Origin of the sequence: Streptomyces finlayi, from assembly GCF_014216315.1 — a bacterium.
Lineage (GTDB): Bacteria > Actinomycetota > Actinomycetes > Streptomycetales > Streptomycetaceae > Streptomyces > Streptomyces finlayi_A.
This window is the reverse complement of sequence record NZ_CP045702.1, coordinates 2,683,595-2,699,927: the sequence shown is the minus strand read 5'-3', so window position 1 is coordinate 2,699,927 and position 16,333 is coordinate 2,683,595. Positions and strand designations below refer to the sequence as shown.

General features: G+C 67.4%; 19 protein-coding genes. 17 read left to right on the top strand and 2 right to left on the bottom strand.

Annotated elements, in window-relative coordinates:
* Positions 1-24 precede the first annotated feature (24 nt).
* Entirely contained in the window at positions 25-597 is a 573-nt protein-coding gene (locus F0344_RS12130; protein ID WP_185298794.1) for a hypothetical protein, read from the bottom strand.
* Between the two features lie 22 nt (positions 598-619).
* Complete coding sequence (locus F0344_RS12125; protein ID WP_185298793.1) at positions 620-2,182, bottom strand: hypothetical protein; 1,563 nt, start codon at positions 2,180-2,182, stop codon at positions 620-622.
* A gap of 395 nt (positions 2,183-2,577) precedes the next feature.
* Between F0344_RS12125 and F0344_RS12120 the strand changes: the two genes are divergently transcribed.
* The 17 genes from F0344_RS12120 to F0344_RS12040 all read left to right on the top strand — a co-directional run bounded on the left by F0344_RS12120 (position 2,578) and on the right by F0344_RS12040 (position 15,989).
* A complete protein-coding gene (locus F0344_RS12120; RefSeq protein ID WP_185298792.1) occupies positions 2,578-3,441 on the top strand; it encodes a hypothetical protein in 864 nt (287 codons plus the stop codon).
* A gap of 121 nt (positions 3,442-3,562) precedes the next feature.
* Entirely contained in the window at positions 3,563-4,276 is a 714-nt protein-coding gene (gene cpaB, locus F0344_RS12115) for a Flp pilus assembly protein CpaB (protein WP_185298791.1), read from the top strand.
* Positions 4,277-4,283: 7 nt separating this feature from the next.
* Positions 4,284-5,531, top strand: coding sequence for an AAA family ATPase (locus F0344_RS12110; protein ID WP_185298790.1), 1,248 nt, complete (start codon positions 4,284-4,286; stop codon positions 5,529-5,531).
* Between the two features lie 51 nt (positions 5,532-5,582).
* Positions 5,583-6,026, top strand: a complete 444-nt coding sequence (locus tag F0344_RS12105) for a TadE family protein (RefSeq protein ID WP_258049887.1) — start codon at positions 5,583-5,585, stop codon at positions 6,024-6,026.
* On the top strand, positions 6,020-6,415 hold the full coding sequence (locus F0344_RS12100; RefSeq protein WP_185298789.1) for a TadE/TadG family type IV pilus assembly protein: 396 nt from the start codon (positions 6,020-6,022) through the stop codon (positions 6,413-6,415). The genes F0344_RS12105 and F0344_RS12100 overlap by 7 nt, the downstream gene beginning before the upstream one ends.
* A 37-nt stretch (positions 6,416-6,452) precedes the next feature.
* Complete coding sequence (locus F0344_RS12095; RefSeq protein ID WP_185298788.1) at positions 6,453-7,793, top strand: CpaF family protein; 1,341 nt, start codon at positions 6,453-6,455, stop codon at positions 7,791-7,793.
* Between the two features lie 70 nt (positions 7,794-7,863).
* A complete protein-coding gene (locus tag F0344_RS12090) occupies positions 7,864-8,802 on the top strand; it encodes a type II secretion system F family protein (protein WP_185298787.1) in 939 nt (312 codons plus the stop codon).
* 40 nt (positions 8,803-8,842) lie between these two features.
* Positions 8,843-9,730 carry a DUF5936 domain-containing protein gene (locus tag F0344_RS12085; RefSeq protein ID WP_185298786.1) on the top strand — a complete coding sequence of 296 codons (888 nt, stop codon included), beginning with the start codon at positions 8,843-8,845 and terminating at the stop codon, positions 9,728-9,730.
* Positions 9,731-9,785: 55 nt separating this feature from the next.
* Entirely contained in the window at positions 9,786-11,168 is a 1,383-nt protein-coding gene (locus F0344_RS12080) for a sensor histidine kinase (RefSeq protein WP_185298785.1), read from the top strand.
* A 48-nt stretch (positions 11,169-11,216) separates the two neighbouring features.
* The gene (locus F0344_RS12075; RefSeq protein ID WP_185298784.1) at positions 11,217-12,299 is read left to right on the top strand and encodes a response regulator transcription factor; all 1,083 of its coding nucleotides are present in this window, start codon (positions 11,217-11,219) and stop codon (positions 12,297-12,299) included.
* A gap of 203 nt (positions 12,300-12,502) precedes the next feature.
* Positions 12,503-12,736, top strand: a complete 234-nt coding sequence (locus F0344_RS12070; protein ID WP_185298783.1) for a hypothetical protein — start codon at positions 12,503-12,505, stop codon at positions 12,734-12,736.
* Complete coding sequence (locus F0344_RS12065; protein WP_185298782.1) at positions 12,733-13,332, top strand: pilus assembly protein TadG-related protein; 600 nt, start codon at positions 12,733-12,735, stop codon at positions 13,330-13,332. Before F0344_RS12070 ends, F0344_RS12065 begins: the two co-directional genes overlap by 4 nt.
* Positions 13,333-13,361: 29 nt before the next feature.
* Positions 13,362-13,955: a hypothetical protein gene (locus tag F0344_RS12060; RefSeq protein ID WP_185298781.1), complete on the top strand. Its 594-nt coding sequence runs from the start codon at positions 13,362-13,364 to the stop codon at positions 13,953-13,955.
* The gene (locus F0344_RS12055; RefSeq protein ID WP_185298780.1) at positions 13,955-14,599 is read left to right on the top strand and encodes an OmpA family protein; all 645 of its coding nucleotides are present in this window, start codon (positions 13,955-13,957) and stop codon (positions 14,597-14,599) included. Before F0344_RS12060 ends, F0344_RS12055 begins: the two co-directional genes overlap by 1 nt.
* A gap of 284 nt (positions 14,600-14,883) precedes the next feature.
* Complete coding sequence (locus tag F0344_RS12050) at positions 14,884-15,066, top strand: hypothetical protein (RefSeq protein ID WP_258050329.1); 183 nt, start codon at positions 14,884-14,886, stop codon at positions 15,064-15,066.
* Between the two features lie 210 nt (positions 15,067-15,276).
* Complete coding sequence (locus tag F0344_RS12045; RefSeq protein WP_258049884.1) at positions 15,277-15,654, top strand: type II toxin-antitoxin system RelE/ParE family toxin; 378 nt, start codon at positions 15,277-15,279, stop codon at positions 15,652-15,654.
* On the top strand, positions 15,651-15,989 hold the full coding sequence (locus F0344_RS12040) for an XRE family transcriptional regulator (protein WP_185298779.1): 339 nt from the start codon (positions 15,651-15,653) through the stop codon (positions 15,987-15,989). The genes F0344_RS12045 and F0344_RS12040 overlap by 4 nt, the downstream gene beginning before the upstream one ends.
* The last annotated feature ends 344 nt before the right edge of the window (positions 15,990-16,333 follow it).

The following is a 16,333-nucleotide window of genomic DNA, read 5'->3' as shown; positions in this document are numbered from 1 at the left end:
CCACTCCCGTGTCGGTGTCACGGGCTACTTCACCGTGATGCTTTCGATGATCCGGTCCAGGTCGGACGCGGACAGACGTCCCTCGGCCGCGTCGATCCGGACCGCGTAGGTCTTCTTCTGCGAGTCGAGACCGGTGATGATCACACCCGCGACCCGCGTGCCCTTCGCCGGGGTCCCGGCGTCCCCGCCCGAGGTGAACGTGAAGTCCACGCGCTTGGCGTGCCGCACCGCCTGCGGGCCGTGGACCTCGACGTCCGACTGCTTCTTCAGTCTGGCGCCGAGCGCGACCCCGGCCTCCGCGCCGATCGCGGCCTCCTCCGCCGTGTCCGCACGGGTGAAGTCCAGCTGGACGGTGATCGTGCCGACGGTTGTGCCGTCCTCGGTGAGCCGCGCGGCGGCCGCGTTGTACTGGCCGCGCTCGGCGCCGCTCTCTTCCTCGAAGGCGGCGGGGCGGGCGACCGAGACGGCCGGGGTGGTGAGCTTCCCCCAGCCCTCGGGGACCGCGCCGGTGGCGGATTCGTCCCCGCACCCCGTGGTGAGCAGGCCCAGGGTGAGGACGGCGGTGCCTGCGATCAGGCGGTTCGTGAGAGTGCTCATGGCTGGCTCCTGTCGGCCGTGATCAGTTCGCACAGTAGCTGTACGGGACATAGCTTCGGCTGCCACCGTTGGGCGCCCCGAGGAACTCCGCGTCGTTCAGCGTTTCCTCCTTCTTCTCGGTGGACACCGAGAAGCCGAGGCTCAGCCCCAGGTTCAGTTCGAAGCCGTACTCCGCCGCGTTGGTCTCGCCGGTGTACGTCGTCCTGCTGGACAGTCCGGAGTCGAAGAGCAGCTGACCGAACCTGTCGTCGTCCCCGGGCCGCTGCGTCGGCGCGTGGGCGTCGAACATGTAGCTGAAGGGCTGGCCGTACTGGCCGTTGCCGTCCAGCCACTCCTGCGCGGTCTTCCGGTCGGCGTCCCCTTCGGGCCCGGGCTTGAGCACGACGGAATTGGTGACGACCTCGATCCCCGTGTCCTCGCCGCCGCCCTTGATCCCACCGCTGCCGCCCCGCTTGTCGTCGCCGGACTTCCCGTTGTCGCCGCCCACCTTGGCGCCGTCCTTGGTGGTGCCCTTCTCCACCGTGCGGGTCATGTCGATCCGCAGCAGCTCGCCGGTCTTCTTGTCGTGCGTGACCGTGATGGACCCGGTCCGGGTCGTCGACGCCGAGGCGTCGCCGCTGACCGGCCCGGCCTCGTACCCCACCTTGGTGCCGTACTCGATCGCCGCGGAGTACGTGTACGCCTTGGTGCCCTTGAAGTCGTTGTCCGTCCACGTCACTTCGGGCGAGAACTTGAAGTTGCCGCCGAGGGCCGCGCTCAGCTTCTTGTCGTCGCCGGCCCCGATCTTGATACCGGCGGACGCACTGGCGTCGATGCCGACCTTGCCGTAACTGATGTGCCGGTTGCCGAGCTTCTCGTCGATGCTCTTGCGGAGCTTCTCCTCCTCGGCCATGGGGCCCTTGCCGAACATGTACAGGATGCTGTTGCCGAGGCCGGCGCCCTCCGCGTTGGCGTGCCGGTTGGCGAGCTCGTACGTCTTGAGCTTCTCGATGTCGTCACGGAAGGACTTGGCCTCCTCCTCGCTCCTGAACACCCAGGTGTCACCGTTGGTGACCTTGATGCCCGCGCCCAGCTCCACCTTGTCCGAGCCGAACGAACCGACCTTGAGACCCGGTTTGAAGTCCTTCTTGGCGGCGATCGAAGCGGCGTCGGTGAACGTCATGGTGACCTGCTGGTCGTCGCCGTCGACCTTGCCGTCGCCGTTCATGTCGGTCTTCGACTGGAACGTCTGCTGCTGGAACCCGTACTCCTCACCCCACTCGATGAACAGGACCTTCGCCTTGGCGCCGGCCTTGTCGGAGATCGAGGAGAGCTGACAGAGCGGCGGTTCGTAGTCCGCGTCCGTCCTGGGGGCCGCCTCGTTCCCGCCGCCACCGCACTCGCCGAGGGAGACGGCGCACCTGAAGCGTTCCGCGATGCGCCCGCCGAGGCCCGTGGCCGTCAGCGCGCCGACGATCGAGGTGACGACCACGACCATGCCGACGTACTCCGTGGCGGTGGCACCCCGGTCGTCGAGCGGCAGGCCGTACCAGCTCCTGCCGCTCCCGCGTCTGCTGACCGACGGTATTCGCCCGATCTGATCCATTCCAGGAGCCCCCTTCGCCTCCGGCTGCGACGGCCGGCCGGATCCGGAGATTACGGAAGTGAAGGGTGTGCGAGCGTGGGTCCTGGGACCCCAATCCGGGCCCAACCCCGGCCTCTGGGCCCGTAAACCCGAAAGGGATCAGGCATTCTCCTGGAGCAGCACGATTGACGGGCCGTCTGGTACGGAATTTAACTACCAGCCAGTTGGGCCGATTTGGGGTTGAACACCCTGTGCGTACGGGCAGTGTCCTGCGTTACTGGGCACTGAAAGGTGTTCTCTGCCTCCGCGTACGTCGTTAAAGTGCTGAGGCAGGAGCACGGAGCAGAGAGCGATTGCGGCCGGCGGTACGCGGCGGCCGGAGCCGAACGGGGAAAAGCGTGCCGACCGCAATAGCAGTGACCAGTGCTGACCTGGTGCTTCCGCCCACGGACCAGCAGACGCCCACCGCGGCGCTCCTGCACGCTCCGGACGCGCAGCCGCTGGAACTGGCGCTGAACGATATGAACCTGCTTCTGGAGCAGCACGGTTACGTCATCGCCGTCTACCCGGCCAACATCGCGAAGGTCCACGAGCGACGGCTGCACATGATCCGGTCGATGCTGGAGAGCGACCGCATCGCGCTGCTCAAGGTGGACCTCCCACCGCTGGGCGTCGCCGTGCTGGTGCGCCAGCTCCGGCAGTTGTCCATCTGCGACTTCAGCGCCGGGGTCGTCGCCTCGTCGGCCAGGCTGCTCTCCCACTACATCCACGCCGGTGCGCTCCTGAGCACGGTCACCAAGCTCGACCGGGTGCCCGTGAGCCTCAAGGCACACGCCAAGTCGTGGGTGCCGGGATCACAGTTCGGAGTGCTGGCCAACCCCACTCCCCAGCTGATCAAGATCGGCTCGGCGGAGGAGCTGGCCGGGCCCGAGTTCGGGACCCATCTGCTGGTCGCGAAGGGGCAGCTGCAGTCGGAGTGGGTGAAGGAGACGATCGCGCCCGCCTGGAAGGTACAGGCCGTGCACGAGACCCCGCTCCCCTCGGATTCACCGGGCTGGTGGGGCACATCGAAGATGATCGAATTCGCCGCCTTCCTGCCCGACATCTCGGTCGTCTACCAGTTGGTCGCCTCCGTACGCAGGGAGATCTGCAGCTGGTGCGGCAATGAACTCATCGGCGACCGCTGCGGGTTGTGCTCGGCCCCGCTGAGGGCCCAGCAGAACCAAACCAATGGTTCCGGTGTCCTCAACCAAGGAACTCCCATGCGCCACGGGTCATGAGTCCGGCTGCCGTACTCCTCAGTGGCCCGGCACGGGTTCCTGTGCGGCAATTCCGAACGAAACGCCCCCGCCCCTCCCCGTCGACCATCGGCCCACGTCTCCCAACGAGGTTGCTCCGCTCATGAATTCACGGCAACGCCGCGGCGTCATCCTTCTGCTCCTCTCGGTCCTCTGCGCCTTCGGCGCCTTCGCCGGTGTGCTCTCGGTGATCGGCGATGTGAATTCGAAGGTCGGACCGGAAGTGACCGCGTACCAGGTCAAGTCGAACATCGCGCCCTACACGTCCCTGAACCCCGGCCAGTTCGAGAAGATAGAGATGCCCAAACGGTGGCTGTCCGACAACGCGGTCACCGACCTCGCGGTCGTCAACGGCAAGATCGCCGTCACCGAACTGCACGGGGGCTCCCTGCTCCAGGACGACATGATCGTCAAACGTCCCGTCCTGCGGAGCGGTGAGCAGGAGATCGCCATCATGATCGACGCCGCGACCGGAGTCGCGGGCAAGATCAACCCCGGCAACCTCGTCAACATCTTCGCGACCTTCGCCGGGGAGGACGAGGGCGAGAAGTCCACCTCACGCGTCATCGTGGCCAACGCCAGGGTGCTCGACGTGGGCGAACTGACCCCCCTCGACCCGAAGCGCAACGACCGCGGCGCCGGTCCGACCGAGGCCGTGCCGATCACCTTCGCCCTCAACACCACCGACGCCCAGCGCGTCGCCTACGCCGAGTCCTTCGCCGAGCACGTACGGCTGGCTCTGCTGCCGGAGAACAGTCCGACCACACTCCGTCCGGGTGAGGGCAGCTACAGCCTCGACGAAGACAAGAACAAGTGAGGGCCGGATGAGCACAAGAATCCTCCCGGCTGTCGGCGATGCCGACGCCGCCCGATCCATCACCACACTGCTCAGCCAGCTTCCCGACGCGGAGCCGGCCGGGCCACTGGGCGACTCGACCACGCTGCTCGACACCCTGGCCCGGCTCGCCGCCGAGTCCCTGGACGAGCTGCCCGAGGTCGTGCTCGTGCACGAGCGGATCGGTCCGGTTCCGGCCCTGGAACTGATCCGGGAGGTGGCCCTGCGCTTTCCGGCGGTCGGGGTCGTGCTGGTCACCGCCGACGTGGGCCCCGGCCTCTACTCGGCGGCCATGGACTCCGGCGCCCGCGGCCTGGTCGGCCTCCCCCTCTCGTACGAGGAACTGGCCCAGCGCGTTCAGGCCGCGGCGGGCTGGTCCGTCGGGGTACGGCGCCACCTGGGCGCGGGCGCGGACGTCTTCACCGGCCCGAGCGGCACCGTCGTCACGGTCAGCGGCGCGAAGGGCGGAGTCGGCGCGACCGTCACCGCCGTCCAGCTGGCGCTGGCCGCGAAGGCGTCGGGGCACACGGTCGCTCTCGTCGACCTGGACCTCCAGTCCGGGGACGTCGCCTCGTACCTCGATGTGCAGTTCCGCAGGTCGATCGTCGACCTGTCGACCATCCAGGACATCTCGCCGCGCGTCCTCCAGGACGCCCTCTACAACCACGACAGCGGCATCGGTCTGCTGCTCGCGCCGGGCGAGGGGGAGCGGGCCGAGGAGGTCAGCGACCGGGTCGTACGCCAGACCGTCAGCGCCCTGCGCCACCGCTTCGAGATCGTGATCATCGACTGCGGTACGCACATGAACACGGCCAACGCGGCCGCGATCGAGATGGCGGACCGCACGCTCCTGGTGACGACGCCGGACGTGGTGACGGTCCGCGCCGCCAAGCGCATGGTGCGCCTCTGGGACCGGCTGCAGATCCGCAAGGCGGAGGAGACGATCACGGTCGTCAACCGCCACACCCGCAACACGGAGATCCAGCCACCGCTGATCGAACGGATCACCGCGACCAAGGTCGCCCGGATCGTGATCCCCGCCAACTTCAAGGAACTCCAGGCGGTGGTCGACGCGGGCCGCATGCAGGACCTGGAGGCCAAGTCCACGGTGAAGCAGGCCCTGTGGGGCCTGGCGGGTGACCTGGGCCTGGTGAAGCAGGCGGCGGGGGCGGACAAGCAGGGCAAGTTCAAGGGCGACCGCGGCTCGATCGGCGGCAGGCGGGGGCGCTCGAAGTGATGCTCGACGTGACGACCGAAGCGATACGACCGATACGACCGAGGGGGATCGGTGGGACCACATCCGGCTCAGCCACATCAAGCCCGACCGGCGATTGAGGACGAGGCGTCCGCCGGGCGCACCCGGCTCAGTGACGACCGCGGTCAGGCAGCCATCGAGTTCACCGGCACACTCCCACTGATCCTGATCACGCTCGCCCTGCTCTGGCAGGCCGCCATGGTCGGCTACACCTTCATGCTCGCGGGCAACGCGGCGGACAAGGCGGTCACGGCGGCCACGACAGCCAGGGGCGGCGCGCAGGCGGCCTGCGAACAGGCCGGCCGGGAAGACCTGCCGGGCGCCTGGGACGCGACCTTCGTCTGCCGTCCCGAGGGTGACCTGATGACGGCAGAGGTGAAAGTGGAGGTGCCGCTGTTCTTCCCCGGGGCCTTCAACCTGCCGATGACGCTGTCCGGCGAGGCATCGGCCAACCTGGAGAGGAGCTGGGGATGGTGACCCGAGCAACGCACCTCGGCCCGCGAGTGCACAGGGCCCGCGAGGGTGCGCAGAAGGGCCAGGCCGCCATCGAGTACGTAGGCGTGCTCACGCTGCTCCTGGTCGTCGCCATGGCCGTGGTCCAGCTCGGCATCGCGGTGTACGCGGCCCAGCAGGCCGGCACGGCCGCACGATCGGGCGCCCGCGTCGAGTCGTACGACCGCGCCTCCATGGACGGGCGGTCGGCGGCGTACGCCTCCATGAGCGGCTGGCTGGCCGACGACGCCGACGTCACCGTACGGCCCGGCTTCGACGAGGTGACCGTGACAGTGCGGATCGACATCCCGGCCGTGATCCCGATGTTCGACTTCGGGGACGTCACCAAACACGCCACCATGCCGCGCGGCTGATCTCCGTACCACCGCACCACCACGAGGAGTTGAGGACATGAGCCTGAGGGCGCGCATCACGAGCCCTGAGCCGACGAACGGGCTCAGCGAAGAGAGCCGTCTCGTCGGGGTCTACCGTGCCAAGCTCCTGGAGGAGATCGACCTCGCCGAGATGTCCGCCCTCGCGGCGGCCGAGCGCAGGGCGCGCCTGGAGCGCGTACTGGGCCACATCATCAGCCGCGAGGGCCCCGTCCTCTCCTCCATGGAGCGCTCGCAGCTCATCCGCCGGGTCGTCGACGAGGCCCTCGGACTCGGTATCCTCGAACCGCTCCTCGAAGACGCGTCCATCAGCGAGATCATGGTCAACGGACCCGACCAGGTGTACGTGGAGCGAGGCGGTCGCCTCGAACTCCTGCCCATGCGCTTCTCGTCCAACGAACAGCTGATGCAGACCATCGAGCGCATCGTCTCCACGGTCAACCGACGTGTGGACGAGGCCAACCCGATGGTCGACGCCCGCCTGCCGTCCGGCGAACGCGTCAACGTGATCATCCCGCCGCTCTCCCTCACGGGCCCCATCCTCACCATCCGACGCTTCCCCCGGGCCTTCACGCTCCAGGAGATGATCGGCCTCGGCTCGCTCGACGAACACATGCTGATGCTGCTGGCGGGACTCGTCCGCGCCAAGTTCAACGTGATCGTCTCCGGAGCCACCGGCACCGGGAAGACGACGCTGCTCAACGCCCTGTCCGGGCTGATCCCGAACGGCGAGCGCATCGTCACCATCGAGGACTCCGCCGAACTCCAGCTCCAGCAGTCCCACGTGATCACGCTGGAGAGCCGCCCGTCGAACGTCGAGGGCAAGGGCCAGATCACCATTCGTGACCTGGTCCGCAACTCCCTGCGCATGCGGCCCGACCGCATCATCGTCGGTGAGGTCCGTGGCGGCGAGACCCTCGACATGCTCCAGGCCATGTCCACCGGCCACGACGGCTCGCTCGCCACCGTCCACGCGAACAACGCCGAGGACGCCCTCATGCGTCTGCAGACGCTGAGCTCGATGTCCGAGGTGGAGATCCCGTTCGTGGCGATCCACGACCAGATCAACAGCGCCGTCGACGTGATCGTGCAGCTCACCCGTCACGCCGACGGCTCCCGGCGCATCACCGAGATCGCCGTCGTCGACTCGCACGGCCGCGAGGACTACCGCATCGTCTCCGTCTGCCGCTTCAAGTCCCTTCCGGTCGCCGCCGACGGACGCGTCCACGGCAACTTCGAGTACTACCCGCTGCCCCGCCGGGTCGCCGAACGCCTCTACATGACGAGCGAGGCGATCCCCGCCGCCTTCGGCGTCGCCCAGTCGGAGGACCAGCTGATCATGCGCAGATCCGCCGCCTGAGACCTGAACACCGCTCGCTGTTCCCTGCCCGCCGCCCTGCCCGCCGCCACCGAGAAGGTCCCCGCCCGCCATGGATAATCTCCCGCTCCTGACGATCGGCGTCACGCTGCTCGCCGGCCTGTTCGCCGTCCTCGGCGTGCACACCTACTCCTCGGGCAAGGCACAGCGGCAGATCCTGTTCGACCGCATGTCCCAGACGGGGCAGATCACGATCGGCGGGCGCAACCGGCGGTTCCGCGGGATCGACCGCCGGCTGCGCAGGACCGGCCTCGGCAAGAAGATCGAGCGCAAGATCTCGGCGACGGGCCTGGACCTCACACCCGGCGAGTACGCCGTCTACGTCGTGGCCGCACTGCTGGGCCTCTACTTCGTCGTCGGCTCGATCTTCGCTCCGTTCTTCGGCCTGCTCGCGGCCCTCATCGGGCTCTGGGGCGGCAACGCCTTCCTCAACTACCAGCGGGCCAAGCGCACCGAGGCGTTCATCAACCAGCTGCCGGAACTCACCCGCGTCCTGGCCAACGCCACCCAGGCCGGTCTGGCTCTGCGTACGGCGATCGCCATGGCCGTCGAGGAGCTGGACGACCCGGCGAAGGAGGAGCTGCGCCGCGTCGCCGACCGGCTGTCCGTGGGCCACTCCCTCGACGACGCGCTCAACGAACTCGTCGAGCGGCTGCCCTCCCGCGAACTGACCGTGCTGGTCTCCACCCTCATCCTCTCCAACCGGGCGGGCGGCACGATCGTCTCGTCGCTGCGCAACCTCACGGGGACGCTGGAGGAACGTAAGGAGACCCGGCGCGAGGTCACCACCCTGCTGTCCCAGGTGAAGGTGACGGCCGTCGCGGTGCCAGTCCTCGGTATGGGCTTCCTGCTGATCATCAACGGCATGCGCGCCGGAGCACTCGACGACATGACGACCGCCACGCCGGGCCGGATCGCCGTCCTCATCGCCGCGGGCCTCTACGGCCTGGGCTTCTTCCTGATCAACCGCCTCACCCGCGTACGCATCTGAACCCGACGGCCCCTTCAGGAACGAGGAGAGAGGACACACCATGGACCTTCTGATCGCGGCCGTCTTCGGACTCGCCGTATACGGAGCCTTCCAGGGCATCCGCATGTACCGAGCCGAAGCCAAACTCCCAGGCGACATGGCCCTCGCCCTGGAGGTCGGCGCCACCCGCACCACGGCCACCGGCTCCGCCATCGACCGCATGGGCATGCGGTACGCGCCCCGGGTGCTGCGGATGATGGGCCCCAAGCGGGTCGACAAGGTCCGGCGCAAGCTGGACATGGCGGGTAACCCTGGCGGTATGACGATCGACCGTTACGCGGCACGGCGGGCGGTCTACGGCGGGTTGGGAGCCATTGCGGCTCTGGCCATGCTGATGAACGGGCAGGTGATACTCGCGGCGATGATGGCCGTCTACGGCTTCTTCTGGACCGACGTGATCATCGTGTCGGCCATCAGGCGGCGCAAGGACGACATCGACCGCACCCTTCCGGACTTTCTCGACGTCCTTGCCGTCGTCGTCTCGGCCGGACTCGGCTTCCGCCAGGCACTTGAGCGCGTGACGGAGAAGTACGCGGGTCCCTGGGCCGACGAACTCCGCATCACGCTGCGACAGATGGACATGGGCGTGAGCCGCAGGGACGCCTTCGACCAGCTCCGCAAGCGGAACGAGTCCGAGCAGGTATCGATGTTCGTCTCAGCCCTCCAGCAGGGCGAGGAGCTCGGCGCCCCGATCGTCGACACCCTCATCCAGATCGCCAACGACATGCGCCGCACCGACGCTCAGAACGCCCGCCGCAAGGCATCCAAGGCAGTACCCAAAGCGACGCTGATCGTCACCAGTTTCATGCTGCCCGGGACGATGATCCTGATCGCCGTCGGCTTCTACTACGCGGCCGACGTCAGCATCGGGGATGTCTTCGGGGCCTGAGCGATACGTGTGCGGACCGTACCCACCCGACAGCTGACGAGGAGGTGAAAGGCCGTTGGGCACCCGACAGACCGGACCGGCACTCACCGGCGGACCCGACGCGACCACGGCCGGGAGCACGCCGGGCCACGTACCGGCGCTGCCCATCCAGGTGAACGCGTTGCAGGCCCTTTGCCGTCAGCTGTTCGGCTTCCGCCTCGCGATGACGGCTCTCGCGGCTCCCTTCGCGCTTGCGAGCGTGGAGGACAGACTCGGCAGCTGGTTGGTGGGAGCGGCGGTGCTCGTCACCGTCATGGGTTCGTACGCCCTCATGCGGGACTGGGAACGCTTCGGTCCGATCCTCCTGCGCCATCCCTCCCTGCTCGCGGCGGACATGTTGTTCGGTGCACTCCTGTTGTTCGCCGCCACACCGGGCTCCACCCTCACGTACGTCACGGTCTGCACTCCGTTGCTCGCAGGCCTCGTATACGGCTGGCGTGGCAGCGCGATCTTCGCTGTCCTGCAGACGCTCCTGCTGGCGGCCGCCTATGGGATCAGCGACCAGGTGGAAGCTGACTCCTCGGCGCTCCTCATCGCTGGGCTCTGCATCATGGCCGGGGCGGTCGGCAGTACGCTGCGTGGCCTGCTTCTCCGTTTCGGCGCCGCGTCCCAGGCACTGACGGACACCCGGGCGCGTCTCGCGGTGAACAGCGCGGTGGAGGAGGAGCGGGCCCGCCTTGCCCGCGAGATGCACGACTCCGTCGCCAAGACCCTGCACGGCCTCGCGATGGCCGCCGACGGACTCGCCGGGACGGCCGACCGCATGGACCCGCTCACCGTCAAACACCAGGCGGAACTGGTGGCCCGCGCCGCCCGCCGGGCCGCCGCCGAGTCCCGGGAACTCCTTTCCGATCTCCGGCGGGAGTCCGGTCTGGACGGTGGCGTCGACGTGATGGACGAACTCCGCGCGCGAACAGCCGATTTCGAGCGGCGCCACGGCGTCAAAGCGGTCTTCCGCACGCTCGGTACCGGCCCGGTTCCCCTCATCCCGCACGCCGTGGCCCGACACGCACTCACCATCGCGACCGAGGCCATGGAGAACGCCCAGCGGCACGCCCACCCCACCTATGTGGACGTCTCCGCGGGCCTGGTCCGCGACACCGTGCGGATCAGCGTGTACGACGACGGGGACGGCCTGCCCCCGGGCACCTCACTGGCCGACCTCCGCAAGGCCGGCCACTTCGGACTGGTCGGCATGGTCGAGCGCGCGGCCTCCATCGGAGCCCGCATCCGCATCGGCCGTGGCCATGCCGCACGAGGCACCGAGGTCCGCCTCGACCTGTCGCTCGCGGCGATGGACCTGGCACCACCCGCACCGGCTCTTCCCGCCCCACCACCCGGGTATCTGCCACCGCTCCCGCAGATACCCGGCCAACGCAAGCGCCCTGACACCGACTGACCCAACCGCGGTACCAACAGTCCCCACCCTGAGAGAGGAGGCCGCACCATGCCGGACGAGATCTCCCGTAGTTCCGGAGAACAGTGGACACAGCACCCGCATGTCTCGCAGCACACGTCCTCGCGTCCCAGCCCGCTCAGCTCCCCACCCACCTCCGGTCCCCCCGCACCGACGGCATCCACGGAGTTCCCGGCCTTCCCTGGCCCGAACACGATGCCGGCGTCGGCCCCACTGAGAGTCGTCGTCGCGGACGACAACCCGGTCGTACGCGCGGGGCTGACCGTCCTGCTCCACGGCCGTGACGACATCGACGTGGTCGCGGAGGCGAACGACGGCCGTCAGGCCTACGAGATGGCCGTGCAGCACCGGCCGGACGTCGTCCTGCTGGACGTCCGAATGCCCGGAGTGGACGGCATCTCGGCCCTGCCGCACCTGGTGCGCCTGGCTCCGGTCCTGATGATGACGTACAGCCGCGAGAGCGAGATCGTCCACGAGGCCCTGCGCCTGGGCGCCGGCGGCTATCTGGTGCACGGCGAGTTCACCGCCGACCAGCTGGTGGCGGCCGTCCGGGACACGAAGGAAGGCCGGGCCCACTTCACCCACTCCGCCTCCAGCGCCCTCCGCGAATCGGTACGGGGTGGGGGCGGCGGCCCTGGCCAGGGCGGGCAGCCACTGCCGGAGGGCCTTGGCACGGCGTTCAGCGGCCCGGGCTACCGCCCCGCCGCACCACCGGCCCCGATGTCTGCATCCGCACATGAGGCCCCGGGGCGATCGATGCCCGGTGCGGCACAAAGCCCGCAGGGTAGGGCGGTACAGGGCGAGTTGACCGCGCCACGATTTTCTCAAAGGTCTTCGCTTACGCAACCATCTATGGCACATTCGTCCACAGGGGTTCCCGCGCCTGCGGCCCAGGGAATGATCGCCGAGCTGAGTGAACGGGAGGTGGAAGTGATGGACCTGATCGCGTCGGGCATGACCAATCAGCAGATCGCGGCCACCTGTTTCATCAGCCAGAAGACTGTCAAGAACCACATCAACCGCATCTTCGCCAAGTTGAATGCCGGCAGCCGGGGCGAGGCCATCGCCGTCTGGCACCGCATGTCGTCCGGGGGGTCGACGAGGCATGGCTGACACGACGATGGGCCCGAAGGCCCAACTGGCGGCTTGGGCCCGTAGTTGGGCCCGAAGGCCCATGCGGCTGAGTGCCTCCCCGACGTACGTTTCTCATGTCGAAAGTGAGACCGGCCAGGAGGAAGCCGGAAGCGCGGACGATACGAAAACGTACGCAGCAGCGTCGGCCGATCCCCGGTCGGCCGAACTCGGAGGGGAACACCATGTCGAACATCACCCTGAAGGCCGCCACCACCACGCAGACCTACGTCAACGGCTGGAAGAACACCGCCGTCGAGGCCATGAAGCGGCGGAGCGACAAGGGCCAGGGCGCCATCGAGTACGTGGGTATCACCATCCTGGTGGTGGCGATCGTGATCGCGCTGATCAACACCAACCTGGGCGCTTCCATCGGGGACAAGTTCACCGCCAAGATCAACGAGGTTCTTGGCAGGTGAGCCAGTCGGCTGATTACGAGTCAGGGCAGGCCGCACCGCTGTACATCACAGCGGTGGTGGGCCTGCTCTTTCTTGCGTTGATCTTCTTTGCCTTCGGTGAAGCCGACGTCAGGCGCAACGGGGCCCAGAGCGCGTCGGATGCCGCCGCGCTGGCGGCGGCTCAGGAGTCCCGCAGTCTGGAAGCGGTGGACCTGCGGGCCCATATCCTGGACAGGGCATACCTCACCCTCGTGTTCAACGGGCCGTATCCCGGAACCCACAACGGGTGTGCGAAGGCGTCCTGGTTCGCAGGAAAGAACGACGCCGTGAGCGTCGATTGCCGCATGCTGTTCGACGGCCGCTGGGGGTTCACGGTCGGCGTCAGGTCCAACAAGGGGATGAGCGCGAACCTGGTTCCGGGCACGGAGGGTAAGCGGGCGAAGGCGACGTCGGTGGCTGTTGTCGATCCTCGCTGCAAATTCATCCCGAACCCGGATCTGACGTCGCCGTCGCCCGGTGCGCTCGCCTGTGACAACAAGGTGTGGGTGATCGACCCCAAGGACCTGGCGCTCCTGCCGGAGATGACCGAGCTCTTCACTGTACGTCTGGCCGACTGACCACGATCGAACGCAAAGGAACTGGACCGATGAGTAATCCGCACGTGAGGACCATGCGCCGAGCGGGCGTTGCCGCCTTGATGGTGGCGACGCTCGCCCTGTCGGCGACTGCTTGCGGCAGCGACGATGGTAAGGAGCCGAAGACGGTCGCGTCCAAGGCGTCCACTCCGCCGTCGGAATCCGACAAGGGCAGCAGCGGCGGCGAGGTTGTTCCGGACACCAGCACGGTCCTTGTGACGGTCAAAGGCGACGCCGGCGTTGACATGGTGATCAACTCGGCAAAGCGTGATTCGGGCGGCTTCCTCACGGTCAACGGACAGCTCAAGAACACGAGCAGCGCGTTGTACACGACTCCGCTCAACTGGGGCGGTGCGGAAGAGGCTGTCGCGGCCACCGGCCGATCGCTCGCAGCTATGACACTGGTGGATTCGCAGGAGAAGAAGCGCTATTACGTCCTCCGCGATACGGACAACCGGCCGCTGACGACGAGTGGCTTTGCCCCGAGCATCGAGGCGGGTAAGAGTCTCACGTTCTTCGCGCAGTTCCCCGCTCCGGCGCAGTCGACGAGTCAGGTTGACCTCCAGTTCCCCGGTTTCGCCAACGCCACGATTGAGATCTCGTGATGAGCGCAGCCACCAGTAGTTCTCAGCGGGCTCGAGCCCGGCTGGCGATGACTGTCTTCGCCGGGGCGCTGGCCTTCGGAGTGGGAGCGGCTCCGAACGCCTTCGCCGAAGACAGCCCGTATCCGTCCGCTTCGGCGGAAGCACCGGTCAAGGTCGATCCGAACGATTCAGATCTGAAGCTGCCCGACGGGGCCACGCTCGCCGACCCCAAGGTTCTCGACATCAAGTCCGTCGTGGAAGACCTCGGAGGCGAGGAGCGCCGCGAGGACACCAACGCGGACATCAAGTTCGCGCTCCAGGCCGAAGTGCTCTTCGGCAAGGACAGCGCGAAGCTGAGTGCTGCGGCCAACGGTCGTATCAACGCAATCGCCGAGGAGATCAAGAAGCAGGACGCCAAGAAGGTCCGGGTGTTCGGCTTCACCGACAATCTCGGTTCGTCCGCGCACGGCGACGTCCTCTCCAAGCAGCGTGCCGAAGCCGTGCACGGTGTTCTGCAGAAGGCGCTGACCGGGACCAGCATCACGTTCGAGATCCGTGGCTACGGCGAGCAGTTCCCGATCGCCGGCAACGACAACGAAGAAGGCCGCAAGAAGAACCGCCGGGTGGAGGTCTCCTTCCCCCGCGCGGAGGGCTCGCAGCGCTGATCTCAGCCGGAACAACATCTTGTAGCGTCTCAAATCCAGCTTCATAATCTCACCGCCCGCTTCATATCGACTGCACTTATGAAGCGGGCGGTGAGACAACGCAGGTCAGCGGCCTGCTCGTCCGGCGGCATCTCGGCGAACAGCGAGGAAATGCAGCGGAGCTGAGACGGCCAGTTGCGCGTAGTAGGTGGAACGGGGTACTCTCAGCACACGGCATAGAAGTGCAACGCTGTGACCTGCAGAATTACCATCCGATGCCTTCTCCGCATCGATTAAACGACACCGTGCCGCAGTGTCTACCTCATCTTGTCTGGGGTCTGCTCGACGTCCTTCCCGACACCTTCGACAAGATCCCGGAGACCTTGGACGCCGAGTCCAAGAAGGACATCGTCAGCCGCATCGAGCATGCGATGACCGTGCGTGAGTGGGCGGTACGGACGGCTGCTGATGACGGTTCTGAGGAATAGCCGCGGACCTGAGACACGGGCACCCGGAAACGGGCTGGGCCAGCTCAGAAACCTGCTGGTCAGAGCTGTTCTCTATGACGCGAGCGCGAGATCTTGCACCGATGCCGGGTCTCAAGACTCGCTGGATGCCGCACGGGTTCACTCGAAGGCGTGAGCTGCCCTGATCCCGCTCCCCGAGGTTAACGCTTGCGTTAACTTCGCAGTCGTGGCGTGGCTCAATGGGAAGTGATTCTGGTGGCCGAGGTCGCCGCGTGGTACGACGCACTGGTCGACGAGGACTGGGACAGTGCGGAACAGGTGGAAGATGCGATCGACGTGCTGGCTGCGACCGGGCCGACACTCGGGCGGCCGCTGGTCGACCGGATCAAGGGTGCCGAACAGCACCATATGAAGGAGCTGCGGCCCGGGTCGTCCGGGAGCGGGGAGATCCGCATCCTCTTTGCCTTCGACCCGATTCGTCGCGCGGCGCTTCTCGTGGCTGGGGACAAGGCCGGCGACTGGCAGGGCTGGTACGACGCCAACATCCCGCTGGCCGAGAAACGCTATCAAGGCCATCTCGCCGAACTCGACTCCAGGGAGTACGAATGAGCAGCGTCAGCTGGGAGGAGACCAAGCGCAAGGCGCGGGAGCGTCGTATCGCGGCGGGCCTGCCCGTGCGTACGGCCGAGGAGAAGCAGGCGGCCATGGACCGGCTGGCCGCCGAGGTGCGGGCGTATCAGCTGGCCGAGGTGCGGCGCGACCAGGCTCTTACGCAGCGTGATGTTGCCGTGGTCATGGGGGTTTCGGCGCCGCGCGTTTCCTCGATCGAGCACGGTGAGGTCGACCGTACCGAGGTTGCGACCCTCCGGTCCTACGTGGAGGCGCTCGGCGGCAGGCTCCGGGTCGTCGCCGACTTCGGCGACACCGAGTACACCGTGGCGTGAGCGAAGAGGCTCTCGGCCGCCTGTAGAAGGTGGTCCGCCTTGCCGGGCTCCGTAGCTCCGTATCCGCGGCTGGCAAGGCCTGACTCTCGAGCCACGATCAGCCCACGGTGGATCCGTCGGCACTCCGAGACTGATCTTGAAGATCCGGCCGTGAGACGGAGAACATCGTCCCAGGTCAGCGATTCACGGCTATGTCACGGATCGCGAGATCCTACGACATCACGGCGGCGGCACGTGTGTCGCCGCCGTGATGGTTGGCGTGGTCACGGCAGATCGCAGGCGTACGGGCAGGCGAAGGCTCAAGGCGAAGGCTCCGAGGGCAGCCCTCGCCGGATCGAGGATGT